General features: G+C 33.4%; 38 protein-coding genes. 2 read left to right on the top strand and 36 right to left on the bottom strand.

Going from position 1 to position 26,064, the window contains the following annotated elements:
* Positions 1 to 65: 65 nt before the first annotated feature.
* The 36 genes from carA to rpsL form a co-directional block, all read right to left on the bottom strand.
* Positions 66 to 1,172 carry a glutamine-hydrolyzing carbamoyl-phosphate synthase small subunit gene (gene carA, locus EV195_RS04575; RefSeq protein ID WP_132793443.1) on the bottom strand — a complete coding sequence of 369 codons (1,107 nt, stop codon included), beginning with the start codon at positions 1,170 to 1,172 and terminating at the stop codon, positions 66 to 68.
* A gap of 171 nt (positions 1,173 to 1,343) precedes the next feature.
* Positions 1,344 to 1,841: a 50S ribosomal protein L17 gene (gene rplQ, locus EV195_RS04570; RefSeq protein WP_132793441.1), complete on the bottom strand. Its 498-nt coding sequence runs from the start codon at positions 1,839 to 1,841 to the stop codon at positions 1,344 to 1,346.
* 76 nt (positions 1,842 to 1,917) lie between these two features.
* Positions 1,918 to 2,910 carry a DNA-directed RNA polymerase subunit alpha gene (locus EV195_RS04565; RefSeq protein WP_132793439.1) on the bottom strand — a complete coding sequence of 331 codons (993 nt, stop codon included), beginning with the start codon at positions 2,908 to 2,910 and terminating at the stop codon, positions 1,918 to 1,920.
* Between the two features lie 100 nt (positions 2,911 to 3,010).
* Positions 3,011 to 3,616: a 30S ribosomal protein S4 gene (rpsD, locus tag EV195_RS04560; RefSeq protein WP_132793437.1), complete on the bottom strand. Its 606-nt coding sequence runs from the start codon at positions 3,614 to 3,616 to the stop codon at positions 3,011 to 3,013.
* Positions 3,617 to 3,695: 79 nt separating this feature from the next.
* A complete protein-coding gene (rpsK, locus tag EV195_RS04555) occupies positions 3,696 to 4,082 on the bottom strand; it encodes a 30S ribosomal protein S11 (protein WP_132793435.1) in 387 nt (128 codons plus the stop codon).
* Positions 4,083 to 4,115: 33 nt separating this feature from the next.
* Positions 4,116 to 4,481 carry a 30S ribosomal protein S13 gene (rpsM, locus tag EV195_RS04550; RefSeq protein ID WP_132793433.1) on the bottom strand — a complete coding sequence of 122 codons (366 nt, stop codon included), beginning with the start codon at positions 4,479 to 4,481 and terminating at the stop codon, positions 4,116 to 4,118.
* Positions 4,482 to 4,483: 2 nt separating this feature from the next.
* A complete protein-coding gene (gene ykgO, locus EV195_RS04545) occupies positions 4,484 to 4,600 on the bottom strand; it encodes a type B 50S ribosomal protein L36 (RefSeq protein ID WP_010181906.1) in 117 nt (38 codons plus the stop codon).
* A gap of 11 nt (positions 4,601 to 4,611) precedes the next feature.
* A complete protein-coding gene (infA, locus tag EV195_RS04540; protein ID WP_015482241.1) occupies positions 4,612 to 4,827 on the bottom strand; it encodes a translation initiation factor IF-1 in 216 nt (71 codons plus the stop codon).
* 1 nt (position 4,828) lies between these two features.
* The gene (gene secY / locus EV195_RS04535; protein WP_132793961.1) at positions 4,829 to 6,151 is read right to left on the bottom strand and encodes a preprotein translocase subunit SecY; all 1,323 of its coding nucleotides are present in this window, start codon (positions 6,149 to 6,151) and stop codon (positions 4,829 to 4,831) included.
* 10 nt (positions 6,152 to 6,161) lie between these two features.
* Positions 6,162 to 6,611 carry a 50S ribosomal protein L15 gene (rplO, locus tag EV195_RS04530; RefSeq protein WP_132793431.1) on the bottom strand — a complete coding sequence of 150 codons (450 nt, stop codon included), beginning with the start codon at positions 6,609 to 6,611 and terminating at the stop codon, positions 6,162 to 6,164.
* Positions 6,612 to 6,624: 13 nt separating this feature from the next.
* Positions 6,625 to 6,807: a 50S ribosomal protein L30 gene (gene rpmD, locus EV195_RS04525; protein WP_132793429.1), complete on the bottom strand. Its 183-nt coding sequence runs from the start codon at positions 6,805 to 6,807 to the stop codon at positions 6,625 to 6,627.
* 11 nt (positions 6,808 to 6,818) lie between these two features.
* Positions 6,819 to 7,340 (bottom strand): 30S ribosomal protein S5, encoded by a 522-nt coding sequence (gene rpsE / locus EV195_RS04520; RefSeq protein ID WP_394851308.1) that lies wholly within the window; start codon positions 7,338 to 7,340, stop codon positions 6,819 to 6,821.
* Between the two features lie 11 nt (positions 7,341 to 7,351).
* Complete coding sequence (gene rplR / locus EV195_RS04515; protein WP_132793425.1) at positions 7,352 to 7,702, bottom strand: 50S ribosomal protein L18; 351 nt, start codon at positions 7,700 to 7,702, stop codon at positions 7,352 to 7,354.
* Positions 7,703 to 7,713: 11 nt separating this feature from the next.
* A complete protein-coding gene (gene rplF, locus EV195_RS04510) occupies positions 7,714 to 8,259 on the bottom strand; it encodes a 50S ribosomal protein L6 (protein WP_132793424.1) in 546 nt (181 codons plus the stop codon).
* 15 nt (positions 8,260 to 8,274) lie between these two features.
* Positions 8,275 to 8,673, bottom strand: coding sequence for a 30S ribosomal protein S8 (gene rpsH / locus EV195_RS04505; protein WP_132793422.1), 399 nt, complete (start codon positions 8,671 to 8,673; stop codon positions 8,275 to 8,277).
* Positions 8,674 to 8,950: 277 nt separating this feature from the next.
* Entirely contained in the window at positions 8,951 to 9,850 is a 900-nt protein-coding gene (locus tag EV195_RS16935; protein ID WP_165915684.1) for an acyltransferase family protein, read from the bottom strand.
* Positions 9,810 to 10,058, bottom strand: coding sequence for an acyltransferase family protein (locus EV195_RS04495; protein WP_132793418.1), 249 nt, complete (start codon positions 10,056 to 10,058; stop codon positions 9,810 to 9,812). The genes EV195_RS16935 and EV195_RS04495 overlap by 41 nt, the downstream gene beginning before the upstream one ends.
* Before the next feature lie 116 nt (positions 10,059 to 10,174).
* The gene (locus EV195_RS04490) at positions 10,175 to 11,029 is read right to left on the bottom strand and encodes a LytR/AlgR family response regulator transcription factor (RefSeq protein ID WP_132793416.1); all 855 of its coding nucleotides are present in this window, start codon (positions 11,027 to 11,029) and stop codon (positions 10,175 to 10,177) included.
* Between the two features lie 79 nt (positions 11,030 to 11,108).
* On the bottom strand, positions 11,109 to 11,378 hold the full coding sequence (gene rpsN, locus EV195_RS04485) for a 30S ribosomal protein S14 (protein WP_132793414.1): 270 nt from the start codon (positions 11,376 to 11,378) through the stop codon (positions 11,109 to 11,111).
* Positions 11,379 to 11,380: 2 nt separating this feature from the next.
* Positions 11,381 to 11,932, bottom strand: coding sequence for a 50S ribosomal protein L5 (rplE, locus tag EV195_RS04480; RefSeq protein ID WP_132793412.1), 552 nt, complete (start codon positions 11,930 to 11,932; stop codon positions 11,381 to 11,383).
* Positions 11,933 to 11,934: 2 nt separating this feature from the next.
* Positions 11,935 to 12,243, bottom strand: coding sequence for a 50S ribosomal protein L24 (rplX, locus tag EV195_RS04475; protein ID WP_132793410.1), 309 nt, complete (start codon positions 12,241 to 12,243; stop codon positions 11,935 to 11,937).
* Positions 12,244 to 12,257: 14 nt separating this feature from the next.
* Positions 12,258 to 12,626, bottom strand: a complete 369-nt coding sequence (rplN, locus tag EV195_RS04470) for a 50S ribosomal protein L14 (protein ID WP_132793408.1) — start codon at positions 12,624 to 12,626, stop codon at positions 12,258 to 12,260.
* A 1-nt stretch (position 12,627) separates the two neighbouring features.
* Complete coding sequence (rpsQ, locus tag EV195_RS04465; protein WP_132722879.1) at positions 12,628 to 12,885, bottom strand: 30S ribosomal protein S17; 258 nt, start codon at positions 12,883 to 12,885, stop codon at positions 12,628 to 12,630.
* An 18-nt stretch (positions 12,886 to 12,903) separates the two neighbouring features.
* A complete protein-coding gene (gene rpmC / locus EV195_RS04460; RefSeq protein WP_132793406.1) occupies positions 12,904 to 13,095 on the bottom strand; it encodes a 50S ribosomal protein L29 in 192 nt (63 codons plus the stop codon).
* Between the two features lie 12 nt (positions 13,096 to 13,107).
* Complete coding sequence (rplP, locus tag EV195_RS04455; protein WP_132793404.1) at positions 13,108 to 13,539, bottom strand: 50S ribosomal protein L16; 432 nt, start codon at positions 13,537 to 13,539, stop codon at positions 13,108 to 13,110.
* Between the two features lie 20 nt (positions 13,540 to 13,559).
* Entirely contained in the window at positions 13,560 to 14,288 is a 729-nt protein-coding gene (rpsC, locus tag EV195_RS04450) for a 30S ribosomal protein S3 (RefSeq protein ID WP_132793402.1), read from the bottom strand.
* 11 nt (positions 14,289 to 14,299) lie between these two features.
* On the bottom strand, positions 14,300 to 14,704 hold the full coding sequence (gene rplV, locus EV195_RS04445) for a 50S ribosomal protein L22 (protein WP_132793400.1): 405 nt from the start codon (positions 14,702 to 14,704) through the stop codon (positions 14,300 to 14,302).
* 9 nt (positions 14,705 to 14,713) lie between these two features.
* Positions 14,714 to 14,992, bottom strand: coding sequence for a 30S ribosomal protein S19 (gene rpsS / locus EV195_RS04440; RefSeq protein WP_132793398.1), 279 nt, complete (start codon positions 14,990 to 14,992; stop codon positions 14,714 to 14,716).
* A gap of 6 nt (positions 14,993 to 14,998) precedes the next feature.
* Positions 14,999 to 15,823, bottom strand: coding sequence for a 50S ribosomal protein L2 (rplB, locus tag EV195_RS04435; protein WP_132793396.1), 825 nt, complete (start codon positions 15,821 to 15,823; stop codon positions 14,999 to 15,001).
* Between the two features lie 15 nt (positions 15,824 to 15,838).
* Complete coding sequence (gene rplW, locus EV195_RS04430; RefSeq protein ID WP_132793394.1) at positions 15,839 to 16,126, bottom strand: 50S ribosomal protein L23; 288 nt, start codon at positions 16,124 to 16,126, stop codon at positions 15,839 to 15,841.
* An 8-nt stretch (positions 16,127 to 16,134) separates the two neighbouring features.
* Complete coding sequence (gene rplD / locus EV195_RS04425; RefSeq protein ID WP_132793392.1) at positions 16,135 to 16,764, bottom strand: 50S ribosomal protein L4; 630 nt, start codon at positions 16,762 to 16,764, stop codon at positions 16,135 to 16,137.
* Positions 16,764 to 17,381, bottom strand: coding sequence for a 50S ribosomal protein L3 (gene rplC, locus EV195_RS04420; RefSeq protein ID WP_132793390.1), 618 nt, complete (start codon positions 17,379 to 17,381; stop codon positions 16,764 to 16,766). The genes rplD and rplC overlap by 1 nt, the downstream gene beginning before the upstream one ends.
* 235 nt (positions 17,382 to 17,616) lie before the next feature.
* Positions 17,617 to 17,922: a 30S ribosomal protein S10 gene (gene rpsJ, locus EV195_RS04415; RefSeq protein WP_075342599.1), complete on the bottom strand. Its 306-nt coding sequence runs from the start codon at positions 17,920 to 17,922 to the stop codon at positions 17,617 to 17,619.
* Between the two features lie 5 nt (positions 17,923 to 17,927).
* Entirely contained in the window at positions 17,928 to 20,045 is a 2,118-nt protein-coding gene (gene fusA / locus EV195_RS04410) for an elongation factor G (protein ID WP_132793388.1), read from the bottom strand.
* A gap of 5 nt (positions 20,046 to 20,050) precedes the next feature.
* Positions 20,051 to 20,527, bottom strand: a complete 477-nt coding sequence (gene rpsG / locus EV195_RS04405; RefSeq protein ID WP_086030206.1) for a 30S ribosomal protein S7 — start codon at positions 20,525 to 20,527, stop codon at positions 20,051 to 20,053.
* 31 nt (positions 20,528 to 20,558) lie between these two features.
* Complete coding sequence (gene rpsL, locus EV195_RS04400) at positions 20,559 to 20,939, bottom strand: 30S ribosomal protein S12 (protein WP_100925427.1); 381 nt, start codon at positions 20,937 to 20,939, stop codon at positions 20,559 to 20,561.
* A 255-nt stretch (positions 20,940 to 21,194) separates the two neighbouring features.
* Here rpsL and EV195_RS04395 point away from each other — a divergent pair, with 255 nt between their 5' ends.
* Positions 21,195 to 22,766 (top strand): POTRA domain-containing protein, encoded by a 1,572-nt coding sequence (locus EV195_RS04395; protein WP_165915683.1) that lies wholly within the window; start codon positions 21,195 to 21,197, stop codon positions 22,764 to 22,766.
* Between the two features lie 116 nt (positions 22,767 to 22,882).
* The gene (locus EV195_RS04390; RefSeq protein ID WP_132793384.1) at positions 22,883 to 26,059 is read left to right on the top strand and encodes a SusC/RagA family TonB-linked outer membrane protein; all 3,177 of its coding nucleotides are present in this window, start codon (positions 22,883 to 22,885) and stop codon (positions 26,057 to 26,059) included.
* Positions 26,060 to 26,064 lie beyond the last annotated feature (5 nt).

Raw genomic sequence — 26,064 nt, 5'->3', positions numbered from 1 at the left:
AATGCTACAGTTTATTAGTTAAGTTTTTAGATAATTTCTACGAAATCGTTTTCAGTTTTAACAACTTATTTAGTCGATTTTATGTTCTCTATAAACTGATCAAATAAGTATTCTGAATCATGTGGCCCTGGACTTGCTTCTGGATGATATTGAACAGAAAACACGTTCTTACTCTTCATTTTTATTCCAGCTACTGTATTGTCATTTAAATGCACGTGTGTAATTTCTACATCTCCATGTGCTTCCGTTTCCTCTCTATTAATAGCAAAACCATGGTTTTGAGAAGTAATTTCCCCTTTACCGGTAAGTAAATTCTTTACAGGATGATTTATTCCTCTGTGTCCGTTATGCATTTTATAGGTAGAAATACCATTTGCTAAAGCGATAACTTGATGCCCTAAACAAATTCCAAACAAAGGTAAATCTCTTTTAATAATTTCTTTCGCTAAATCTTGAGCTTCAACTAAAGGCTCAGGATCTCCTGGTCCATTTGAAATAAAATAGCCATCTGGATTCCAAGATGCTAACTCTTCGAATTTTGCATTGTATGGATACACCTTAATATAAGCATCTCTTTTAGCTAGATTTCGTAAGATATTCTTTTTAATACCAATATCTAACGCCGCTATCTTAAATGTTGCATTTTCATTACCCACAAAATATGGTTCTTTTGTAGAAACCTGAGAAGCCAACTCTAAACCTTCCATATTAGGGACTTCAGCTAATTGCTTCTTTAAATCGGCTACATTATCTGTTTCTGTAGAAATAATGGCATTCATTGCTCCATTCTCTCTAATGTAAGAAACAAGTGCTCTTGTATCAACATCTGAAATTGCAACTAAATTGTGTTTTTCAAACCAATCTTTTAAGTTTCCATCTGAATCAACACGAGAGTGTTCAAAACTAAAGTTTCTACAAATTAATCCAGAAATTTTTATTCCTTCAGATTCTACTTCATCATTATTAATTCCGTAGTTACCGATATGAGCATTAGTAGCCACCATTAACTGTCCAAAATAAGATGGATCCGTAAAAATTTCTTGATAGCCAGTCATACCAGTATTGAAGCAAATTTCTCCTGTTACAGTACCTTCAATCCCTACAGATTTACCATAAAAAACTGTACCGTCTGCAAGTAAAACTAGTGCTTTTTTTCGTGTTGTGTATTTCATTAGTTTGTTGTGTATTTGTTGAATTTTACCATATAACACAATTGCAAATCAATTACTTAAGAACGATATTCAATTGTAGTTATCGTGATTTAAAAAATTTGTCAAAAATAGTTTAAAAAAAAAGGATAAACTAAATTGTTTATCCTTTTTTGTTATTTATAAAACTGTCATTTATTCTTCTTCTTGTGAAGTTTCAACATCAGTTACAGGTGCTTCAGCTTTTTTAGCTCCACCACGACGGCTACGACGTGTAGTCTTCTTAGCCTTATTACCATTAGGGTTGTATAATTCGTTGTAATCAACTAATTCAACCATTGCCATAGGAGCATTATCACCTTGACGATTTCCTAATTTGATAATACGAACATATCCACCTGGTCTGTCAGCAACTTTTACAGAAATCTCTTTGAATAACTCTGTAACAGCATATTTGTTACGTAAGTAACTAAATACAACACGACGATTGTGCATGTTTTGCTCTTCAGTTGTGTTATTCTCAGCTTTAGCTTTAGTAATTAACGGCTCTACAAATTTACGCAAAGCTTTTGCTTTAGCTTCTGTAGTGTTAATACGCTTGTGCTCGATTAAAGAACAAGCCATATTAGCTAACATAGACTTTCTATGTGCTGTTTTTCTACCTAAGTGGTTTACTTTTTTACCGTGTCTCATGACCTTTAAGTTTTAGACTATCATCTTGCTCTACCCACTCCTGAGGAGCAAATTATGATACCCTTTTGTTTAATTATTAATCTCTATCTAATTTGTATTTTGCTAAATCCATTCCGAAGCTTAAGCCTTTATTGTTCACTAACTCTTCTAATTCAGTTAAAGATTTTTTACCAAAGTTTCTGAACTTCATTAAGTCTCCTTTGTTAAAAGATACTAAATCTCCTAACGTGTCAACTTCTGCAGCTTTTAAACAGTTTAAAGCACGAACTGATAAATCCATATCAACTAATTTCGTCTTTAATAACTGACGCATGTGTAATGATTCCTCATCGTATGATTCAGTTTGTGCAATTTCATCCGCTTCTAATGTAATTCTTTCATCAGAGAATAACATAAAGTGGTGGATTAAAATCTTTGCTGCTTCTGTTAATGCATCTTTAGGATTAATTGAACCATCAGTATCGATATCAAAAACTAACTTTTCGTAATCTGTTTTTTGCTCAACACGGAAGTTCTCTACAGCATACTTTACATTTTTGATTGGTGTAAAGATTGAATCTGTAAAAATTGTTCCTAATGGTGCACCTGATTTCTTATTTTCTTCAGCTGGTACAAATCCTCTACCTTTTTCTATGGTAATCTCTGCATTAATTTTAACAGACTTATCCATATTACAGATAACTAAATCTGGATTTAAAACTTGAAATCCAGAAATGAATTTTTGTAAGTCTCCAGCAGTTAATTGCTCTTGCCCTGATATTGCAATTGTTACAGTTTCTCTATCAGATTCTTCGATTTGTTTTTTGAAACGAACTTGCTTTAAGTTTAAGATCATTTCTGTAACATCTTCTACAACTCCAGTCATAGTAGAAAACTCGTGCTCTACACCGTCAATTCTAAGAGATGTAATAGCAAATCCTTCTAAAGAAGATAATAATACTCTACGTAAAGCATTACCAACAGTTAAACCAAAACCTGGCTCTAACGGTCTGAACTCGAATTTACCTTTGAAATCGGTAGATTCGATCATAATTACTTTATCGGGCTTTTGAAAATTTAAAATCGCCATATTGTTGTTTCTTCGTTTTAATTGTTATTTAGTTGCGCGGTTTATAAGTTTGAAGAAGAACAAATAAACCCTTTGGCTAAATACCAATGTGATTAATTTATTATTTAGAATATAATTCTACGATTAACTGCTCCTTAATGTTCTCAGGAATTTGTAATCTTTCTGGTGCCTTTACAAAAGTTCCAGACTTTTGCTCAGCATTCCATGTTAACCATTCGTATACATTACTGTTAGCAGCTAATGCATTTTCGATTGCTTCTAACGATTTAGACTTCTCTCTTACAGCGATTACATCCCCAGCTTTTAATCTGTATGATGGAATGTTAACGATGTCTCCGTTTACAGTAATGTGACGGTGAGAAACTAATTGACGAGCTGCACTACGAGAATTAGCAATACCTAAACGGTACACTGTATTATCTAAACGAGATTCACATAATTGTAATAAAACCTCACCTGTAATACCACCTGAAGCTTGTGCTTTTTTGAACAAGTTACGGAATTGACGCTCAAGAATACCATAAGTATACTTAGCTTTTTGTTTTTCCATTAACTGAACAGCATATTCAGATTTCTTTCCTCTTCTCTTACCAACTCCGTGTTGTCCTGGAGGGTAGTTTCTTTTTTCGAAGTTTTTATCTTCTCCGAAAATTGCCTCGCCAAATTTACGAGCAATCTTAGTTTTTGGTCCTGTATATCTTGCCATTTCTATAAATTTAAGTAAGGATTGTGAATTAAGGCGTACTCCTTCGACAATCTAATTCTTACTTGATTGAAAATTATTATTAAACTCTTCTTCTTTTAGGTGGACGACATCCATTGTGTGGAATTGGAGTAACGTCAATGATTTCTGTTACCTCGATTCCAGAGTTGTGGATAGATCTTATTGCAGATTCTCTACCGTTACCTGGTCCTTTAACATACACCTTAACTTTACGTAAACCAGCTTCTTTTGCAACTGAAGCACAGTTTTCAGCAGCTAATTGAGCTGCATAAGGAGTGTTCTTTTTAGATCCTCTGAAGCCCATTTTACCGGCAGAAGACCATGAAATTACGTCTCCTTTTTTATTTGTCAAAGAGATGATGATGTTATTGAACGATGCTGTGATATGAGCCTCACCTGTAGACTCGATTACAACTTTACGTTTTTTTACTACTTTCGATTTTGCCATGATTCTTTACTATTAGTAAAAATAATCTAACGATTATTTTTTCTTGTTAGCTACAGTTTTTCTCTTACCTTTTCTAGTACGAGAGTTGTTTTTAGTTCTTTGTCCTCTTAAAGGTAATCCAAGTCTGTGACGGATTCCTCTTTGACAACCGATATCCATTAAACGCTTAATGTTTAATTGAACCTCAGAACGTAATTCACCCTCAATTGTGTACTTACCAACTTGCTCACGAATTGCTGCAATTTGATCATCGTTCCAATCTTGAACTTTAGTGTTCTCGTCTATTTTTGCATCCGCTAAAATGTCTTTAGCTCTGCTTCTTCCTATACCAAAGATGTATGTTAAAGCGATTACGCCTCTCTTATTCTTTGGAATATCTATACCTGCGATTCTTGCCATAACTAACCTTGTCTTTGTTTAAATCTAGGATTCTTTTTGTTGATAACATATAATCTGCCTTTTCTGCGTACAATTTTACAGTCGGCACTTCTTTTCTTTAATGATGCTCTTACTTTCATCAGTGTGTTTTTTAATATCTGTAAGTAATTCTTGCTTTAGTTAAATCATATGGGCTCATTTCTAACTTCACCTTATCTCCAGGTAAAAGTTTGATATAGTGCATACGCATTTTTCCTGAAATGTGAGCCGTAACAATATGTCCATTCTCTAATTCTACACGAAACATCGCATTTGATAATGCTTCTGTTATAGTTCCATCTTGTTGAATTGCTGATTGTTTAGCCATATTATTTTAATGATTTTCTATTAGTGTTACCTGTTTTCATTAAACCGTCGTAACGACTGTTTAATAAATATGAATTAATTTGTTGAATTGTGTCAATAGCTACACCTACCATAATGATTAAAGATGTACCTCCGTAGAATAACGCCCAGCTTTGAGTAACTCCAAATTGAACGATAATAGCTGGTAAAATTGATAACGCAGCTAAAAATAATGATCCTGGGAAAGTAATCTTAGATAAAACAGAATCTAAATGGTTAGCAGTTTCTTCTCCTGGTTTATATCCTGGAATGAAACCGTTACTTCTTTTAAGATCCTCTGCCATTTTATTAGTAGGAATAGTAATTGCTGTGTAGAAAAAACTAAAAATTATAATCAACACTGCAAAAATTAGATTGTACCATAAACCATTAATATCAGTTAAACTAACTAATGCAGGAAACTTTTGACCTAATGTCATAGGTAAAAACATAATTGCTTGAGCAAAAATGATTGGCATTACACCTGCTGCATTTAATTTTAATGGAATGTACTGTCTAGCACCTTCAACATCCTTAATGTTTGCTATCGCTGTTCTTCTTGCATATTGAACTGCAACTTTACGAACAGCAGTAACAAGTAACACAGTTAATAATATCACGACAAACCACACTAAAACTTCAATTAAGATCATCATGATTCCACCACCTCCAGCGTTTGTAGTCTTAGAGATAAACTCTTGTAAAAAAGCAGCTGGAAAGTTAGCGATAATACCTACTGTAATTAATAAAGAAATACCATTACCAACTCCTTTGTCAGTAATTCTTTCTCCTAACCACATTGCAAAAATAGTTCCTGCAGTAAGTAAAATCATAGATGAAACCCAAAATGTAGCACCACCAACTAAGAAAGCTGATTCTGGTAAACCAAATTGAGTTTTAATTGCTGTAATGTATGTTGGTCCTTGTACTAAAGTGATTAATATAGTTAACCAACGTGTAATTTGTGTAATTTTCTTACGTCCACTCTCTCCATCTTTTTGTAATTTCTGTAAATAAGGAATAGCAATTCCCATTAACTGAACTACAATAGATGCAGAAATGTAAGGCATAATTCCAAGAGCCATAACTGATGCTCTAGCAAATGCCCCACCTGTAAATGCATTTAATAAACCTAAGAGTCCACCTCCGGCTTGATCTTTTAGTGCTGCTAATTGCGTTGGGTCAATCCCAGGTAGTGGGACTGCCGACATAAAACGATAAACAGCAATTAAACCAATCGTTAAAAGTAACTTATCTTTTAACTCTTCTATTTTGAAAATGTCTCTTAAAGTATTTATAAAATTCATCATTTACAGTTTATAAAGTTACTGCTTCACCTCCGGCTGCTTCGATAGCAGCTTTTGCTGTTGCTGTAAATTTGTGTACAGTTATATTTAATTTAGCTTTCAATTCACCACGTCCTAAGATCTTTACAAGTTCATTTTTACGTGCTAATTTGTTTTCTACTAAAACGTCCATAGTAACTGTATCAGAAATCCTACCGTTATCAACTAACTCTTGTAATTTATCTAAGTTGATACCAATATACTCCTTACGGTTGATATTAGTAAATCCAAACTTAGGCACACGTCTTTGAAGTGGCATTTGACCTCCTTCGAATCCAATTTTACGTGAGTAACCTGAACGAGATTTAGCTCCTTTATGTCCTCTTGTAGAGGTACCACCATGACCTGATCCTTCTCCACGAGCAATTCTTTTCCCGCTTTTTGTTGATCCAGCTGCTGGTTTTAAGTTATGTAAACCCATTTTTATTATCTTCTTATTTAATTTCTTCTACAGAAACTAAGTGTTGAACTTTATTTACCATACCCAAAATTGTAGGTGTTGCATCGTGCTCTACAGTTTGGTTCATTTTACGTAATCCTAACGCCTCTAACGTTCTTTTTTGATTTTTAAGGCGACCTATTTGGCTTTTTACTTGTGTAACTCTAATTTTACTCATCGTCTTAAAATTTATCCGTTAAAAACTTTCTCTAATGAAATACCTCTTTGTCTTGCGATAGTTTCAGCACTACGTAATTGTAATAATGCATCAAAAGTTGCTTTTACTACGTTGTGTGGGTTAGATGACCCTTGAGACTTCGATAATACGTCGTGTACTCCTACAGACTCTAATACGGCACGTACAGCACCACCAGCAATAACCCCGGTACCATTTGAAGCAGGCTTAATAAACACCTTTGCTCCACCGAATTTACCTTTTTGCTCGTGAGGTAATGTTCCGTTTAAAAGTGGAATACGAACTAAGTTCTTCTTTGCATCTTCAACTGCTTTTGCAATTGCAGATGATACATCTTTAGACTTCCCTAATCCATGTCCAACTACTCCTTTACCGTCACCTACTACTACGATCGCAGAAAAACCAAATGCTCTACCTCCTTTAGTAACTTTAGTAACACGTTGAACACCAACTAATCTGTCAACAAGCTCTAATCCGCTTGGTTTTACTCTTTCTACGTTTTTATATCCTAACATAATATAATTTCTTAAAATTTTAAACCAGCCTCTCTTGCAGCGTCTGCTAATACTTTTACACGTCCATGGTATAAATACCCGTTACGATCAAAAGCAACAGTCTCTAACCCTGCTTTAACAGCCTTTTCAGCGATTGCTTTTCCTACAGCTGCAGCAGTTTCTGCTTTAGAACCAGATGCAATTTCTTTATCTCTTGATGATGCGGCAGCAATTGTTACTCCGTCTACATCATTAATTATTTGAGCATAGATTTCTTTATTACTTCTAAAAACTGATAACCTTGGTTTTTCAGCGGTACCAGAAATAACTTTTCTTATTCTATACTTTATACGTTGTCTTCTTTCAAGTTTTGATAATGCCATAACACTAATTATTATGCAGATTTACCTGCTTTTCTTCTAATTACCTCACCAACAAACTTAACTCCTTTACCTTTATATGGCTCAGGCTTACGGAAAGAACGAATCTTAGCCGCAACTTGTCCCACTAATTGCTTATCGTGAGAAGTTAACTTTACGATTGGATTTTTACCTTTTTCAGATACTGTTTCAACCTTAACCTCTGGTGCTAACTCTAATATAATGTTATGAGAAAATCCTAAAGCTAAATCTAATTTCTGACCTTGATTAGATGCTCTATAACCAACTCCTACCAACTCTAATTCCTTAGTATAACCATTACTAACACCTTCAACCATGTTATTGATTAAAGCTCGGTATAAACCGTGTGCAGCTTTGTGTTCTTTACTATCTGATGGTCTTTCTAAAGTTAACGTACCATCCTCTTCCTTTAAAGTAATACCAGAAGACAACTCTTGAGTTAACTCTCCTAACTTACCTTTTACTGTTACCACGTTATCGTTTACTTTTACTTCAACACCTTGTGGTAATGTGATTGGGCTTTTACCTATTCTACTCATCTTACAAAATGTTTATTAATAAACGTAACATAATACCTCTCCACCAACATTCTCTTGACGTGCTTTCTTGTTAGTCATCACACCTTTTGAAGTTGATACAATTGCGATACCAAGACCGTTTAAAACTCTTGGCATTTCTTTAGCACCTACATACTTACGTAAACCTGGAGTAGATACTCTTTGAATTTTTCTGATAACTGGTTCTTTTGTTTGCTTATCGTACTTTAAAGCTATCTTGATAGTTCCTTGAACTTTATCTTCAATGAACTGATAACTTAAAATGTAACCTTGATCAAACAAAATCTTAGTCATCTCCTTCTTCAATTTTGAAGCTGGAACTTCTACAACTCTGTGCCCTGCCATAATAGCATTTCTAACACGAGTAAGAAAATCCGCGATTGGATCTGTATACATATTAATTAAATTGCGGTTTTGGTTTTTAGCAGCTTCTATTTTACTTACGAATTGTCGTAGCCACTAAACCTGAAACCAGTTAAAACTCATTTTTGTTTTCCCTAAAGCCAGCTATTTCTCTATGTTTGTTAGCAAAAAGGCATAACTTACCCTGTGAAAACAGTGTGCAAATATACGTAAAGTTTTTGAAAAAAAAAGAGAATTATGAATTATCGGTTTGACTATTAATTTATTGACAATTTTGTATTGTATAAAAACCATTACTTTTCAACTAAAATTATCGATTTTTCATCCCGAATAAGAATCTTATTAACTTGAAAGGTTTTATAAAAAAAATATAAATTACTCCTATCGTAAAAAATGAACTTATTAATAACAGTATTAATTTGATTATGAGTGTTAAGTCATTATTTATTATATAATAACCAAAAATTATTATTACTGTTTGATGAAGGATATAAAATGGATACACTGCTTCATTAAGCTTTGACAAAACTTTGCTTTTATTATTTAAATAAACTGATGAATATCCTAAAATTGAAATAATTACTCCCCAACTTACTAGGCAACATACTATATACCATAAATTCCAGCGGTGTTGCAGAGATAAAAAAGGCGAAATTACATCAGTAGGTATAAAGTAATACACATAGAATACAACTGTAGAGATAAAAGCTAAAAATAAATTTTTTCTTCTATTCTTTTGTAGCAATAACCATATATTTTGATTTTTTGCAATTACAATCCCAGAGAAAAAGAAGAAAGCATAAAACAATAATGTAGACAAGTTAGTTAGAGAATTAGAATTTGATGGAAAATAAAATTTACTAAATACTCGCAAGATTATTAATATCACTACCCATGAAAAGATTTCAAATCTTTGGCTCCAATTAGACATAAAATTGTAAACCAAAAATCTTTTATTTGAATTCATAAGTAGTATAATAGGTATAAATAATAATGAAAGAACAAATAACTGTTCTATAAACCATAAATGATTCACTTTGTTTTGTAATACTATTTCCGGCAAAACTTTGAAAAAAGAAGATTGCTCAATATATTCTTCATAATATACTTGAGGAGGAACTATTACCAAAACACCAAAGACCAGAGGAATTACAAGACGCTTGACTCGTTCAATTATAAACTGATACCATGTTTTTTTTTGAAAAAGCAAACACAGTTCCAACTCCTGAGACTAAAAATAAAATGGGCAATCTAAATTGTTCAAAATACACCATCATATCATCAATTATTTTACTAGATTCATTATTCATAATATGAAAATTATCTCCATTAAAAGGCATGCATACATGGTGTAAAAAAACTGCAAAAACTGAGCAAACTCTTAACCAATCTAAATCGTATCTACGCTGTTTATCCATTATTGAATTTTAAAAAAATAAAACTCAAAATTATATTTGCAGGATTTAAAAAGTATTGAAAAGTAATAGTTTGTGACTTATGACAAAGCGAATGTCATGAATAACAAGAAAACAAATTAACCTTGTATAGCTTTCTCAAAAAGTTCTATCATAGATCGTGAAACTGGAACTAAATAATCAGAATGTTGTAGTGTTAATTGATACCCTTGAGCATTTCCTTTAACACTAATTATCTCTGTTAAATTCACGATGTAAGATCTATGAGTTTGAATCATAAAATTAACATCAGACAATTGTTGTAAAACACTTGACAAAGACATCCTTTTTAACAACACAGAACCATCTTTAAGATAAAATTGCACATAATTTTTATCCGATTTTACAAATAGAAGATTTGAAAGTTCCAAGTTAAAATCATCACTCTTAACTTTAGTCACAATAAAAACACTCGAGCTTGACGCTGTCTTATCAGCTATTATATTATTGATTCTTATACTTCTTTTGGAATACAATTCTTTTAAGCGTTCAACATTTAAAGAAGTAATTATAAAAACAAACAACATACCTATAAAAAAAGTATTTCTAATTTCTTCGTATAAATATCGAAAGGACCAATTATCTGTTTTATTATATATAAAATCCCTAATAAGGAATTGAACAATTCCGATTAACAAGAGTACAATTCCCAAAAACAACATCTCATGTTTGATTTTCCACTTTGTATTGTCTACTATAATCGATGATAAGATTGTAGCTGAACATAGAAAAACCACAAAAGATACTAAGGAATGTATAATTGAAACAATAAAGTAATTAAACTTTAATTCACTAAAATTAACATCAAACGGCTCAAAAAGAACACTAAATGATGTGCCTAAAGCAAAAATTATAATGCCGATTAAAAAAGCTTCCTTAAAATAATAGTAGAAAGGATAAGGAGTATTAATATATGCTTTTATTGTAGTAAACATTTCGAAAGTAATAATAATAAAAAAAGCGCTCAATTGGAATAATTGTGCGCTTTTTAATATTATATATTGATAGATATTTCTACCAACTAGCTTTCTTAACACCTGGAATTAATCCTTGGTTTGCCATCTCACGGAAAGTAACACGTGAAATCCCAAACTGGCGCATATATCCTTTTGGACGACCTGTTAGCTTACAACGATTGTGCTTTCTTACAGGCGAAGCGTTTTTAGGTAACTTTTGTAATGCTTCGTATTCTCCAGCTTCTTTTAAAGCTTTTCTTTTCTCAGCATATTTAGCAACCGTTTTAGCTCTTTTACGCTCGCGCGCTTTCATTGATTCTTTAGCCATGTTTAATTCTTTTTAAATGGTAAACCTAATTCTCCTAATAATGATTTAGCTTCTTTATCAGTTTCAGCAGATGTTACAAAAGTAATATCCATTCCATTGATTTTTTTCACTTGATCAATATTAATCTCTGGGTAAATGATTTGTTCAGTAATACCTAAATTGTAATTACCTCTACCATCGAATCCATTTGCCTTAATTCCATTAAAATCTCTTACACGTGGTAAAGAAGCAGTAATTAAACGATCTAAGAATTCATACATAATATCTCCTCTTAACGTAACCTTAGCACCAATTGGCATTCCTTTACGTAATTTGAAGTTTGCAACGTCTTTCTTAGAAATTGTTGGAACTGCTTTTTGACCAGTAATAGAAGTTAATTCTTCAATTGCATAATCAATTAATTTCTTATCAGCAATAGCAGCACCTACACCTTTACTTACTACAATTTTCTGTAATTTAGGTACTTGCATTACGTTCTTATATCCGAACTCTTCAGTTAGAGCTTTGATAACTCTAGCTTTGTATTCTTCTTTTAATCTTGGTACGTAACTCATGATTATATTTCGTTTTTAGTTTTTTTAGAGATTCTAGTTTTAGCATCTCCTTCAACTTTATAACCTACTCTTACAGCTTCACCATTTTCTACTAAAGCAACGTTCGAAATATGTAATGGAGCCTCTTGCTTTACGATACCTCCTTGTGGATTAGCAGCGCTAGGTTTAGTGTGCTTTGAAATCATATTCACACCTTCTACTACTACTCTATCCTTGTCTTTAAGGATACGTAAAACTTTTCCTTCAGATCCTTTGTGATCTCCTGCGATAACTTTAACAGTATCTCCTGATTTAATTTTAAATTTCTTCATCTTAAAATCTGATTTTATAACACCTCAGGTGCTAATGATACTATTTTCATAAATTGTTTCTCACGTAATTCACGAGCCACAGGACCGAATACACGTGTTCCTCTCATCTCCTCAGCAGGGTTTAAAAGTACACAAGCATTATCATCAAATCTAATATATGATCCGTCTTTACGTCTAACTTCTTTCTTAGTACGAACAACAACTGCACGAGATACTTGACCTTTCTTTACAGTTCCGTTTGGAGTTGCAGACTTTACAGTAACAACTATTTTATCTCCAACGCTAGCGTAACGCTTTTTTGTTCCTCCTAAAACTCTAATCACTAAAACCTCTTTAGCTCCAGTGTTGTCTGCTACTTTTAATCTTGATTCTGTCTGTAACATATTATTTAGCTCTTTCTAGGATTTCTACTAATCTCCAACGCTTAGATTTACTTAATGGACGTGTTTCCATTATTTTAACAGTATCTCCAATGTTGCAATCGTTATTCTCGTCATGTGCAACGTACTTCTTCGTTTTCTTAACGAATTTACCGTACATTGGGTGTTTTACTCTTTTTACCTCGCTAACTACGATAGATTTCTCCATTTTGTTGCTAGATACTACACCTATTCTCTCTTTTCTAAGATTTCTTTTTTCCATCTTTAAAACTGACTAGAATTATTGTAATTCTCTTTTAGTTAACTCTGTAGCAATTCTTGCTACAGTTTTTCTTAAGGCTCTTAACTGCAAAGGATTATCCAATGGAGTTATTGCATGAGCCATCTTAAGATCAGTGTAATTTTTCTTCAACGCTCCAAGCTTATCTTGTAAGTCAGCTGTTGATAATTCTTTTATTTCTGATTGTTTCATGATCTACTAGAATTAAGCGTTATAATCAAAATCTCTTGCAATGATAAACTTAGTTTTCACAGGAAGCTTTTGAGCTGCTAAACGTAACGCTTCTTTTGCAACTTCCATTGGTACTCCACCAACTTCAAATAAGATTCTTCCTGGTTTAACAACAGCAACAAAATGGTCAGGTGCTCCTTTACCTTTACCCATACGTACCTCTAACGGTTTCTTAGTTATTGGCTTGTCTGGGAAAATTTTAATCCAAAGTTGCCCTTCCCTTTTCATATAACGAGTTGCCGCAATACGAGCAGCTTCAATTTGTCGAGAAGTAAATAAGTTCTGGTCTAAGGATTTGATACCAAACATTCCGTTTGATAATTCGGTACCTCTACCAGAGTTACCATTCATGTTCCCTTTACCTTTCTGAACTCTACGAAATTTTACTCTTTTTGGCTGTAACATCTCTAATTTCTTTTATAAAATTATTTTCTTCTGCGAGGTTGACGTCTTCCATTTCCAGCTTTTGCACTAGATGCTGCATTACCTTTTTGTTTAGATAATCCAACTAATGGAGATAATTCACGCTTACCATAAACCTCACCTTTCATAATCCATACTTTCACACCGATTCTTCCGTATGTAGTATGTGCTTCAACAAGTGAATAATCGATATCTGCTCTGAAAGTAGATAAAGGAATTCTTCCCTCTTTGTAGTGTTCAGAACGTGCCATTTCAGCTCCGTTTAAACGACCAGAAAGTTGTACTTTAATACCTTCTGCGTTCATACGCATTGCAGCCGCTATAGCCATTTTTGTAGCACGCTTGTATGAAATTCTATTTTCGATTTGACGAGCAATACTAGAAGCAACTAAGTTTGCATCTAATTCTGGACGCTTAATTTCAAAAATATTGATTTGAACTTCTTTACCAGTAATTTTCTTAAGCTCTTCTTTTAACTTGTCTACCTCTTGACCTCCTTTACCAATGATGATACCTGGACGTGCAGTAGTGATAGTAACGGTTACAAGTTTTAAAGTACGCTCAATAATAATACGAGAAACACTTGCCTTAGATAATCTAGCATTTAAATACTTTCTTATCTTATCATCTTCAGCAATTTTATCACCGTAGTCATTTCCACCATACCAGTTAGATTCCCATCCTCTGATAATTCCTAAACGATTTCCTATTGGATTTGTCTTTTGTCCCATTTCTACTTTGATTAATTGCTGTTATTTTTAGTTCCTAACTCTAAAGTAACGTGATTAGAACGCTTACGAATTCTATGAGCACGCCCTTGTGGAGCTGGCCTTAATCTCTTTAACATCCCTGCGCTATCTACATAAATAGATTTTACGAATAATCCAGCATCTTCCATGCTTGCATCTTCATTTTTTGCTTGCCAGTTTGCAATAGCAGACAATAATAACTTTTCTAAGTTACGAGATGCTTCCTTTGGACTGAATTTTAAGATTTGTAAAGCTTTTTCAACTTCAACACCTCTTACTTGATCCGCTACTAAGCGCATTTTTCTTGGTGACGTAGGACAGTTAGTAAGCTTAGCGATAGCTTTTTGCTTCTTAGCTTCCTTTAACTGTTGTGCCATGTTATGTTTACGACTTCCCATAATATCCTACTATTTTTTTCCTTTATTTTTAGCACCAGCATGTCCACGGAATGAACGAGTTGGTGAAAATTCGCCTAACTTATGACCTACCATGTTTTCTGTAACGTAAACAGGTACAAACTGACGTCCGTTATGAACTGCGATAGTTTGTCCAACAAAATCAGGAGTAATCATACTAGCTCTTGACCAAGTTTTGATCACAGATTTTTTTCCTGCCTCTACATTAGCTAACACTTTTCTTTCTAACTTGTAGTGAACGTAAGGTCCTTTTTTTAATGATCTTGCCATGATTTATTATTTCTTTCTACGTTCTAAAATATACTTGTTACTAGCTTTAGTCTTAGATCTAGTCTTATATCCTTTAGCTGGGATACCATTCTTAGATCTTGGATGTCCTCCAGAAGAACGTCCTTCACCACCTCCCATTGGGTGATCAACTGGGTTCTTTCTAACTGCATTAGTTCTTGGTCTTCTACCTAACCATCTAGATCTACCAGCTTTACCAGAAACTAATAATTGGTGATCTGAATTAGATACTACTCCAATTGTTGCCATACAAGTTTGTAAGATTAATCTTGTTTCACCTGAAGGTAACTTAACAATTGCATATTTTCCGTCTCTTGCCATTAACTGAGCAAAAGAACCTGCAGAACGAGCCATAACAGCTCCTTGACCTGGACGTAATTCTATACAAGAAATAGTTGTTCCTAATGGAATATCACTTAAGAACATAGTGTTTCCTACATCTGGTGTAGCTTCTTTTCCTGAAACGATAGTTTGTCCAACTTTTAATCCGTTTTGTGCGATAACATAACGCTTTTCTCCATCAGCATACTCAACTAACGCGATAAACGCTGTACGGTTTGGATCGTACTCGATAGTTAATACTGTAGCAGGATCGTTATATCTATTTCTTTTAAAATCGATAATACGATATCTTCTTTTATGTCCTCCACCTCTGTTTGGTGTAGTCATACGACCCTGGTTGTTTCGACCTCCAGTTCTTTTTTTCGGAGCCAATAATGACTTTTCCGGCTTATCAGTAGTGATGGTGTCGAACCCATTCACAACTCTAAAACGCTGACCTGGTGTTATTGGTTTTAATTTTCTAACTGACATTTGTCTTTCTTATTCTTATAGATTGTTATAAAAATCAATTTCGCCTTCTGCTAACTGAACAACCGCTTTTTTATAACCGCTTGTTAAACCAGATACTAAACCTTTCTTAGTATACTTAGTTTTTCTTAAAGCAGGATGATTTAAAGTTCTTACAGTTTCAACTGTTACACCGTAAGTAGCCTCAACAGCATCCTTAATTTGAATTTTGTTAGCTTTCTTGTTTACAACAAAAGTGTAACGATTAAAACGTTCACTATCATTTGTTGCTTTCTCTGTAATAATAGGTTTTATTAAAATACTCATCTTACTCCCTATTTACTTAAATTAGATTCAATTCCTTCTAAAGTACTCTCAGCAATAACTACTTTACCAGCGTTTAATACGTTGTAAGTATTTAATCCTGTAGCACTAACTACTTTAGAATTCTTTAAGTTACGAGAAGATAAGTATACATTCTTATTTTCTGCTCCTAATACGAATAATGATTTTTTCGCATCTAATTCTAAAGCTTTTAACACCTTAACAAATTCTTGAGTTTTTGGAGTTTCAAAATTGAAATCTTCAATTACTACTAAATTGCTATCTTTTGCTTGAATACTTAAAGCAGACTTACGTGCTAAACGCTTTAAGTTTTTATTTAATTTGAAAGAGTAATTTCTTGGTCTTGGACCGAAGATACGTCCTCCACCTCTAAAAACTGGAGACTTGATACTTCCTGCACGAGCAGTACCTGTACCTTTTTGCTTTTTAATCTTTCTTGTACTACCAGTAATCTCAGCTCTTTCCTTCGACTTATGAGTACCTTGTCTTTGATTTGCCAAATATTGCTTTACATCTAAGTAAATAGCGTGATCATTTGGCTCAATTCCGAATACTTCGTTAGAAAGTTCAACTTTTCTACCAGTATCTTTACCTGTAATATCTAATACTGCTACCTTCATTACTTCTCGATAATTACATAAGAGTTTTTATGACCTGGAACAGCACCTTTAACAACTATAAGGTTCTTTTCTGGAACAACTTTTAATACTCTTAAATTTTGAACTTTAACTTTATCACTTCCCATTCTTCCTGCCATACGCATTCCTTTGAATACTCTTGCAGGATAAGAAGCAGCACCAATAGAACCTGGTGCTCTTAAACGGTTATGTTGACCGTGAGTAGCTTGTCCAACACCACCAAATCCGTGACGTTTAACAACCCCTTGAAATCCTTTACCTTTAGAAGTACCTGAAACATCAACAAATTCTCCTTCAGTAAAACACTCAACTGTAATTGAGTCACCCAATTTATACTCACCTTCGAAACCTTGGAACTCAACGACTTTTTTCTTAGCAACAGTACCTGCTTTTGCAAAGTGACCGTCTAAAGCTTTATTAGAGCTTTTTGCCTTCTTGTCATCGAAACCAAGTTGTAAAGCTGAATAGCCATCAACCTCTTCGGTTCTGACTTGGGTAACTACGCATGGACCTGCTTCGATAACAGTACATGGGATATTTTTCCCATTCTCATCGAATAAGCTGGTCATACCTACTTTTTTTCCTATTAACCCAGACATATTTAAATATTAATTATTAATTGTTTTCTATTTTTCATTCCGAACGCGCAAAAAAAAAGAGCGTAAAACACTCTAATCTTTAAATTTGTGTTTTACCGTTTTTCCTTCGCGAAACCCTCCGGACATGTTGTTTTTAGCTTAACTGCCAAAAATTTTTGAAACTCTAAACAGAATTTCGGACTGCAAAAGTAAAAAAAACTTTCGACTTAACAAAATAAGCCGAAAGTTAAATTACTTATACTTTGATCTCTACCTCAACTCCACTTGGTAATTCAAGCTTCATTAACGCATCAATAGTCTTAGAAGAAGAACTATAAATGTCTAGTAAACGCTTGTAAGCAGACAATTGAAATTGCTCTCTAGATTTTTTGTTTACGTGTGGTGAACGTAAAACTGTAAAAATCTTTTTATGAGTTGGTAAAGGGATTGGCCCATTAACAACCGCTCCTGTACTTTTTACTGTCTTAACGATTTTCTCTGCTGATTTATCAACTAAGTTATAATCGTAAGATTTTAATTTTATTCTAATTTTTTGACTCATTTTAATTAACCTTTAGCTTTAGCGATTACTTCTTCTGCAATATTAGATGGTGTTTCTGCATAATGTGAGAACTCCATTGTAGACGTAGCTCTACCAGAAGACAATGTACGTAAAGAAGTTACATATCCAAACATTTCAGATAATGGTACTATTGCTTTTACAACTTTAGACCCAGCACGGTCACTCATATTATTAACTTGACCACGTCTTCTGTTTAAGTCTCCAACGATATCTCCCATGTTTTCTTCAGGAGTTAACACCTCTAATTTCATTAATGGCTCCATAATAACAGCTCTTGCAGCTTTTGCAGCAGCTTTGTAACCCATTTTAGCAGCTAACTCGAAAGACAATTGGTCAGAATCCACTGGATGGAAAGAACCATCAACTAAAGTGATTTTCATTGAATCCATTTCATATCCTGCTAAAGGACCATTTTTCATCGCTTCTTTGAAACCTTTTTCAATTGAAGGAACAAATTCTTTAGGAACGTTACCACCTTTAATGATAGATTCGAACACTAATCCTTGAGTACCTTCTTCAGCAGGTTCCATCTTGAATACGATATCAGCGAATTTACCACGTCCACCAGATTGCTTTTTATAAACCTCTCTGTGTTCAGCAGTAGCAGTAATAGCTTCTTTATACTCTACCTGAGGTTGACCTTGGTTTACCTCAACTTTAAATTCACGCTTTAAACGATCAACAATAATATCTAAGTGTAACTCACCCATTCCTGATATAATTGTTTGCCCAGAAGCTTCATCAGTTTTTACAGTAAAAGTTGGATCTTCCTCAGCTAATTTAGATAAAGCAATACCTAGCTTATCAACATCAGCTTTGGTCTTTGGTTCAACTGCAATACCGATTACTGGATCAGGGAAATCCATAGATTCTAAAACGATAGGAGATTTCTCATCAGATAATGTATCTCCTGTTTTAATATCTTTAAATCCTACAGCCGCTCCAATATCTCCAGCTTCGATATATTCAATTGGATTTTGCTTGTTTGAGTGCATTTGATAGATACGTGAGATACGCTCTTTCTTACCTGAACGGTTATTCATAACGTATGAACCTGCATCTAAACGACCAGAATATGCACGGAAGAAAGCTAAACGACCAACGAAAGGATCTGTTGCAATCTTAAATGCTAAAGCAGAAAACGGCTCTTTTACGTCTGGTTTACGAGAAATTTCTTCTCCTGTATTAGGATCAGTTCCAACGATAGCTTCTTTATCTAAAGGCGATGGTAAATAACGACATACAGCATCTAATAAAAACTGTACTCCTTTATTTTTGAATGAAGATCCACAAATCATAGGAATGATTGACATATCCATAACTGCAGCACGAAGAGCAGCATGAATTTCATCCTCTGTAATAGAACTCTCATCTTCCATGAACTTTTCTAATAAGTTCTCATCATAAGCAGCTACTTCTTCAATTAATTTTGCTCTATATTCTGCAGCTTCTTCTTTTAAATCTTCAGGAATATCAACAACATCAAAAGTAGAACCTTTAGTTTCATCATGCCAAATGATTGCACGGTTCTTTACTAAATCTACTACTCCTTTAAAATCCGCTTCATCTCCAATATTTAATACGATTGGCACTGCATTAGAACCTAACATATCTTTAACTTGCTGACAAACTGCCAAGAAGTTAGACCCTTGACGGTCCATCTTATTAACAAACCCCATACGAGGTACTTTATAGTTATCAGCTAAACGCCAGTTAGTTTCAGACTGCGGCTCAACTCCATCAACTGCAGAGAATAAGAATACTAATCCATCTAATACACGTAAAGAACGGTTTACCTCTACTGTAAAGTCAACGTGACCTGGAGTATCAATAATGTTAAAGTGATATCCTTGAGTTTCAGGTAATTTTTCACCGTTTTCAGTTGGAAATTCCCATGTACAAGTTGTAGCTGCAGAAGTAATAGTAATACCTCTTTCTTGCTCTTGCTCCATCCAGTCCATTGTTGCAGCACCATCGTGTACCTCTCCAATTTTGTGAGAAACTCCTGTATAATAAAGGATACGCTCGGTTGTTGTAGTTTTACCTGCATCAATATGTGCAGCAATACCAATATTTCTAGTAAATTTTAAATCTCTAGCCATTTCTATTAAAATCTAAAGTGTGAGAATGCTTTGTTAGCTTCAGCCATCTTGTGAGTATCAACTCTTTTCTTAACAGCCGCTCCTTCTTCTTTAGCTGCTGCCAAAATTTCAGATGCTAAACGTTGCGCCATTGTTTTTTCATTACGCTTACGCGCATAACTAATCATCCATTTAATCGCCATTGATACTTTACGATCTGGACGAATTTGCATTGGTATTTGAAATGTAGCCCCTCCCACACGACGTGAACGAACTTCTACGTGAGGCATTACATTTGATAAACCATCTTTCCAAACTTCTAAAGCTGACTTTTCTTCGTCAGTTTTCTTTTCATTTACGATATCCATTGCATCGTAAAATACTTTGAACGCTACAGATTTCTTACCGTCCCACATTAAGTTATTTACAAAACGTGTTACTAATTGATCGTTAAATCTTGGATCCGGTAACAAAACTCTTTTTTTCGCTCTTCTTTTTCTCATGTCTTTACATTAAAAAAGTTACTGATTAATCTTACTTTTTGTCTTTAGGGCGTTTTGCACCGTATTTAGATCTACGTTGAGTTCTTCCCTCAACACCTGCAGTATCTAATGCACCACGTACAATATGATATTTAACACCTGGTAAATCTTTTACCCTTCCACCTCTAACTAATACTATCGAGTGCTCTTGAAGGTTGTGTCCTTCTCCTGGGATATACGCGTTAATTTCATTACCGTTAGTTAATCTAACACGAGCAACTTTACGCATTGCTGAGTTAGGTTTCTTAGGCGTTGTTGTGTAAACACGCGTACAAACTCCACGTCTTTGAGGACATGCCTTCAAAGCAGCCGATTTACTCTTCTTAGTTATTTTGGTTCTTCCTTTACGAACTAATTGTTGAATAGTTGGCATACTAATTAATTACTTGTTTTCGTTTGTATTTATTAATAATCTCTATTTTTAAGAGTGTGCAAATGTACGATTAATTTCTAATTATTCAAATATCAGCAAGTTATTTTTAAAACAAGAATCTAATTAAGTCCGAATTTATTGATTTTAATGTACTTTAGCTCTTTTGAAATTACCTTGAAAAAAAACTTTTTAATATTACTATTTTGTCTATTTCTGACTGGAAAAACTCTTTTCAGCCAGAAAAAACAAATTCTATTGTTATCAAAAGATTCAATTGAAAATATTTTATTAAAAAAAATCAACATTAACTCTGAATCTTTTTTATCAGAAGATGCATTATCTGAAAAACTTCAACTTCAAGGCTTCTTTTACAATTCTATTGACTCTGTAATTGAGAATCAAAAAAAAGATACTATATATTATTATGTAACCTTGAGAAAAAGAATCGACTCAATACAGTTAAAAGTTCCTTACAGATATAATCAATTAAAAACCGAAATACCTTATATAAATAATGGCATTATAAAAACAAGTCTCTCAAATCTTGAAAACATTTTAGAAGAATTTAAAAAACATCTTACAAAAAAAGGCAAAGCTTTTTCTTCTATAAAGCTTTCAGAAATCCAGTTAACAGAAAATAAAGTTATAGCCAACTTGAGAATTCAAGAATCAAAAGAGAGAATTGTAAACCAAATAATAGTAAAAGGCTATAAAGATTTTCCTAAAAGTTATTTACAGCATTATTTAAAAATTAAAACTGGAAACCTCTTTAATAAGGAACAGATAAATGAAGCTACAGAAAGTATAAACAACTTGAATTTTGCAAAAACCACTAAAACACCTGAAGCTTTATTTAAAAAAGACTCCACCATCCTTTATCTATACATTGAAAAAGTTAATGAAAATAGTATTGATGGACTTCTTAATTTTTCAACCAATCCTGTAAGTAAAAATCTTTCTATAACTGGCAATTTAAACTTAGAACTCGTTAATATTTTAAATACAGGGGAAGAATTAAAATTCTCATGGAATGCAAATGGTAATGAAAGTCAAAACATAAATTTATCAGCTAAGATTCCTTTTCTTTTTAGCTCACCAATTTCAAACTTAAGCCTTTTTGAAATTCACAAACAAGATAGTACTTTTTTAAATTCAAAATTTAGGACCAACTTTTCATACAACTTGAACTCTAAATCTGAAATAGGCATTAATTACCAAACAGAAACATCAACAAATAACCTTCAAACAAACATTACGACTATAGAAGACTTTTCTAGTTCATTTATCGGTTTAAATTATAATTACAAAAAACCAAAGCAACACAATTTATTTAAAACAAAATTCTTATTCAATATAGGGTACCAAACAGGGAGAAGAACTATTGAAAACAACAACACTAATCAACATAGAGTTAATTTTGAAACCTATTACTTATTTGACATCAACAGTAAAAACTCGATCTTCATAAAAAATCAATCTAACTTCTTATTCTCTAAAAACTATTTAACCAACGAATTATTTCGAATTGGCGGACCTAATTCTATTAGAGGACTTAATCCTCAGAGCATATTCACTTCAAAATATTCATTTTTTAATTTAGAATATAGAATTCAAACAAATTTAGAATCATACCTATATAGTATAACTGATTTTGGAGTGATTGAAGGAATTGACAATCAAAAACAAAAACTTATTAGCTTAGGTGCAGGTTATTCTTTCAAAATAAAACAATCAAAAATAGATTTAATTTTTAGTGGAAATTTAAATAACACTACCAGCAACAATAAAGGTTTCAATGTTTCGATAAGCTTTAAGAATTACTTCTAAAGTAAATAACACTTTTTAACAAAAACAATATATACTTCACATTTTATTAACCTTTTTTATTGTTTTTTTAAGTTTATTTTAAGACTTTAGCGAACATTAATTCAAATAAATACAAAATGATAACAAAATTTAATGGAATTTTGGCGCTATTCTTTGCGTTTATTGTGCAAATATCCTTTGCGCAAGAAAAAACAATTTCAGGTATTGTTTCAGATCAATCGGGACCACTACCAGGAGTTAGTGTGCAGAAAAAAGGTTCTGCTACTGGTACAGAGACTGATTTTGATGGTAAGTATACTATCAAAGCGAAATCAGGAGATGTATTAGTTTTTAGATTTGTTGGAATGCAAACAGTTGAAAAAACTGTTGGAAATTCTAGCTCAATCAATGTTGTTATGGGAGAAGATAGCAACGTACTAGAAGAAGTTGTTGTTACAGGGGTAGCAACTGGAACATCAAAGAAAAAATTAGGGGTATCTGTAAACTCTATTTCTTCTCAAAAATTAGAATCCCCTGGTACTCAGTCAATCGACCAAGCTTTACAAGGTAAGATTGCAGGTACTGTAGTACAATCTACAACTGGTCAACCAGGTCAGCAACAAAACATTGTATTAAGAGCAATTAACTCTCTTAACAGTTCTCAACCTATGATTTTAATAGATGGAGTACAAATTTTAACTACAAGCTCTAGTGTTGGAGGTGCCTCTAACCAGAGTTCACGTTTAGCTGATATTGACTTTAGTACTATTGAAAGAGTTGAGACAATCTCTGGTGCTGCTGCAGGTACTATTTATGGTGCGCAAGGAGCAAACGGGGTAATCAACATCATTACCAAAAAAGGAAAAGCAGGTAAAATGAAAGTTACTGTTAGAACTGATTTAGGTGTGGTAAATGCAATTACTGGGGATGATTTAAAAAGATCTAAATTCCACAGGTATCAAACCGATGCTCAAGGTTTCTTAACAGACTTAAACGGAATAAGAGTTTCAGATTTAAACAACGAAGCTCAATATGGAGCAGTAGCAATTAACCCTGTTACTGTAGGAACATCTCAATTAGGTGCCGCTGGTATAAATGACACTCCATTTGCTGAGCAGACTTATGACGCAACAGACGTGTTATTCAACACTGCTATTAACCAAACATTAGGAGTTAATTTAGTTGGAGGATCTGAAAAAACTAATTATTTATTAGCTGCTAACAGAACTGAGCAAGAGTCTGTTCTTGTACCAGGAAAATATGTTAAGTATGATGCTCGTTTCAACTTAGGTGTTGATTTAGCTGATAATTTAAAAGTAACTGGTCGTTTTGACGTTATCAACAGTGCAAATGACACTGGTACAAATACAGATAACGCAAACGCAAACAACTTAATTAATAACGTATTCCAAAACTTACCTCACGTAGATTTATTAAGCGTAAGAAACAGTGATGGTGATTTTGTAGTTCAACCAGACTTAACAGATCCTAACTCAACTAACCCATTCTTCTTCAGAAGATATCAAACAAGATTAGATGAAGTTACTCGTTATATTTCTAGCTTTAACTTAAATTACAAGCCTACTGATTACTTAAGTTTTGACGTTAAGTATGGATATGATACATATACTCAAAACTTCACTTTCTTCCAAGAGAACAAAAGTGATCACCAGCAAGAAAGAGTTATTACTAATAACAAAACTGGTAGAATCAACTTTATAACTAATCAAGAATATTTCCAAAACTTCTTAGCTTCTGCTAACTTAACTCTTGATTTTAAAGAGCAATTTGGATGGGACACTAATATTGTATCTACTACAACAGTAAATTTTGACTGGAGAGATCAAGAGCTTACCTCTAACAGTGTGAGTGGTACTGATAACCCATTTGGAGCTTTTGGTGAATTTAATATTAACCAATCTTCAACTAAGGTATTAAACCCATTCTTTAACTCTCAGTTTAGAACTTACGGTTACTTAGTTAACCAAAAATTTGATTTTGGAAGTTTATTTGGATTCTCTGCTGGTTTCAGACAGGATTTCTCAAATAGATTTGGTTCTGGATTAGACTTTACATTCCCAAGAGCTGATGCTTACTTTAACATTGGTGAAACTTTTGAAAACGATGCCGTTAATTTATTAAAAATTAGAGCTGCCTATGGAGAAGCAGGTATCCAACCACCTTTTGGAAACAACTTAATCACGTTATCTAGTACTACTTTAGGAGCTGATGTAGGTACTGCTTTCCCTGCTACCTTATCTAACGAAGCTTTAGAGGTTGAAAAAACTCGAGAGCTAGAAGTTGGTTTAGACTATGGATTTACCCCTAGCGAAGGTGCTTGGTTCTCTAGTGTAAATGGTTTTGTTAACTACTTTACAAGAGAAACTACTGGTGCGATTTTTAGAGGTGAATTAGCTCCTTCAACTGGTGCTGGAGGTATTCAGTCTAACAACTACGACTTATCAAGTAACGGTATTGAATTCTCTGCTGACACACAGGTATATCGTTCAGAAGATTTCGGATGGAACTTTGGAGTTCGTTTTACAAAATCTCAGGCAGTATTAGATAGAATTGCTAGTGGACAACCATTAGTAGTTAGTGATAATTTCGTATTAGAAGAAGGACAAGAAGTTGGTACTTTCTCTTTATTCAAAGTTGTTGAAGATTTAAACGAAACTGATTTAGATGGAAATTTAATTATTCCAACTGCTGATCAAGGTAACTTCACTAAAGCAAGTAGCGGATATATCGTAAACAAAAACACAGGTAACGTAGTAATAACTCCAGACAAAAGAACTTTAGGTAGTTCTCAACCTGATTTTGTAATGACTTTCATCAATGATTTCCAAATCAGTGACTTCGTTAACTTATCATTACAATTAGACTGGTTCCAAGGATTAGATGTATATAACAACGCTAAGCAATGGTTATATAACAATGGTTTACATGCAGACACTGCTGTACCTGTAACAATTGAAGATCCTTCAGGAACTGATCAAACTGGAGCATTCGTTCAGTACTATACTTCTTTATACAACACTAACGTTCCTTTATCTCACTTCTTAGAAGATGCTTCTTTCTTAAGATTAAGAACTGTTTCTGTTAACTTTAAATTGAAGAAATTTATTAAGTCTGACTTTATTGATGCTTTAGATGTAAGAATTTCAGGAAGAAACTTATTAACATTTACTGATTATACTGGTTTAGACCCAGAAGCTTCTAGAACTTTTGGTAACACATTCCAAAGAGGTTTTGACGAATTTACTATGCCTAACACTAAAAGTATCAACTTAGGTATAAATATTTCTTTCTAAAATAA

This window comes from Tenacibaculum skagerrakense, assembly GCF_004345825.1.
GTDB lineage: Bacteria > Bacteroidota > Bacteroidia > Flavobacteriales > Flavobacteriaceae > Polaribacter > Polaribacter skagerrakensis.
This window is presented reverse-complemented; position numbering and strand designations above follow the sequence as displayed.

Coding starts and splice junctions, on each gene's coding strand:
- rpsM (WP_132793433.1), bottom strand. CDS start 4,481: ATGGCAAGAATCGCAGGTATAGATATTCCAAAGAATAAGAGAGGCGTA.
- rpsE (WP_394851308.1), bottom strand. CDS start 7,340: ATGTTAGGATATAAAAACGTAGAAAGAGTAAAACCAAGCGGATTAGAG.
- rpsK (WP_132793435.1), bottom strand. CDS start 4,082: ATGGCAAAATCGAAAGTAGTAAAAAAACGTAAAGTTGTAATCGAGTCT.
- rpsQ (WP_132722879.1), bottom strand. CDS start 12,885: ATGGAAAAAAGAAATCTTAGAAAAGAGAGAATAGGTGTAGTATCTAGC.
- rplR (WP_132793425.1), bottom strand. CDS start 7,702: ATGGCATTATCAAAACTTGAAAGAAGACAACGTATAAAGTATAGAATA.
- ykgO (WP_010181906.1), bottom strand. CDS start 4,600: ATGAAAGTAAGAGCATCATTAAAGAAAAGAAGTGCCGACTGTAAAATT.
- rpsG (WP_086030206.1), bottom strand. CDS start 20,527: ATGAGAAAAAGAAGAGCGAAAAAAAGAGTTTTGTTACCGGATCCAAGA.
- rpsD (WP_132793437.1), bottom strand. CDS start 3,616: ATGGCAAGATATACAGGACCAAAAACTAAGATTGCTCGTAAATTTGGC.
- fusA (WP_132793388.1), bottom strand. CDS start 20,045: ATGGCTAGAGATTTAAAATTTACTAGAAATATTGGTATTGCTGCACAT.
- rplX (WP_132793410.1), bottom strand. CDS start 12,243: ATGAAGAAATTTAAAATTAAATCAGGAGATACTGTTAAAGTTATCGCA.
- EV195_RS04390 (WP_132793384.1), top strand. CDS start 22,883: ATGATAACAAAATTTAATGGAATTTTGGCGCTATTCTTTGCGTTTATT.
- rpsL (WP_100925427.1), bottom strand. CDS start 20,939: ATGCCAACTATTCAACAATTAGTTCGTAAAGGAAGAACCAAAATAACT.
- rplE (WP_132793412.1), bottom strand. CDS start 11,932: ATGAGTTACGTACCAAGATTAAAAGAAGAATACAAAGCTAGAGTTATC.
- rpsC (WP_132793402.1), bottom strand. CDS start 14,288: ATGGGACAAAAGACAAATCCAATAGGAAATCGTTTAGGAATTATCAGA.
- rplO (WP_132793431.1), bottom strand. CDS start 6,611: ATGGGTTTACATAACTTAAAACCAGCAGCTGGATCAACAAAAAGCGGG.
- rplC (WP_132793390.1), bottom strand. CDS start 17,381: ATGTCTGGGTTAATAGGAAAAAAAGTAGGTATGACCAGCTTATTCGAT.
- rpmD (WP_132793429.1), bottom strand. CDS start 6,807: ATGAGTAAAATTAGAGTTACACAAGTAAAAAGCCAAATAGGTCGCCTT.
- carA (WP_132793443.1), bottom strand. CDS start 1,172: ATGAAATACACAACACGAAAAAAAGCACTAGTTTTACTTGCAGACGGT.
- rplF (WP_132793424.1), bottom strand. CDS start 8,259: ATGAGTAGAATAGGTAAAAGCCCAATCACATTACCACAAGGTGTTGAA.
- rplN (WP_132793408.1), bottom strand. CDS start 12,626: ATGTTACAGACAGAATCAAGATTAAAAGTAGCAGACAACACTGGAGCT.
- rplB (WP_132793396.1), bottom strand. CDS start 15,823: ATGTCAGTTAGAAAATTAAAACCAATAACACCAGGTCAGCGTTTTAGA.
- rpmC (WP_132793406.1), bottom strand. CDS start 13,095: ATGAAACAATCAGAAATAAAAGAATTATCAACAGCTGACTTACAAGAT.
- rplP (WP_132793404.1), bottom strand. CDS start 13,539: ATGTTACAGCCAAAAAGAGTAAAATTTCGTAGAGTTCAGAAAGGTAAA.
- rpsS (WP_132793398.1), bottom strand. CDS start 14,992: ATGGCAAGATCATTAAAAAAAGGACCTTACGTTCACTACAAGTTAGAA.
- EV195_RS04495 (WP_132793418.1), bottom strand. CDS start 10,058: ATGGATAAACAGCGTAGATACGATTTAGATTGGTTAAGAGTTTGCTCA.
- secY (WP_132793961.1), bottom strand. CDS start 6,151: ATGAATTTTATAAATACTTTAAGAGACATTTTCAAAATAGAAGAGTTA.
- rpsN (WP_132793414.1), bottom strand. CDS start 11,378: ATGGCTAAAGAATCAATGAAAGCGCGCGAGCGTAAAAGAGCTAAAACG.
- rpsH (WP_132793422.1), bottom strand. CDS start 8,673: ATGTATACAGATCCAATCGCGGATTTTCTTACTCGTGTTAGAAATGCT.
- rplV (WP_132793400.1), bottom strand. CDS start 14,704: ATGGGAAGTCGTAAACATAACATGGCACAACAGTTAAAGGAAGCTAAG.
- rplW (WP_132793394.1), bottom strand. CDS start 16,126: ATGAGTATTTTAATAAAACCTATTATTACAGAGAAAGCAACAAATGAT.
- rplD (WP_132793392.1), bottom strand. CDS start 16,764: ATGAAGGTAGCAGTATTAGATATTACAGGTAAAGATACTGGTAGAAAA.
- EV195_RS04490 (WP_132793416.1), bottom strand. CDS start 11,029: ATGTTTACTACAATAAAAGCATATATTAATACTCCTTATCCTTTCTAC.
- EV195_RS04565 (WP_132793439.1), bottom strand. CDS start 2,910: ATGGCGATTTTAAATTTTCAAAAGCCCGATAAAGTAATTATGATCGAA.
- rpsJ (WP_075342599.1), bottom strand. CDS start 17,922: ATGAGTCAAAAAATTAGAATAAAATTAAAATCTTACGATTATAACTTA.
- infA (WP_015482241.1), bottom strand. CDS start 4,827: ATGGCTAAACAATCAGCAATTCAACAAGATGGAACTATAACAGAAGCA.
- rplQ (WP_132793441.1), bottom strand. CDS start 1,841: ATGAGACACGGTAAAAAAGTAAACCACTTAGGTAGAAAAACAGCACAT.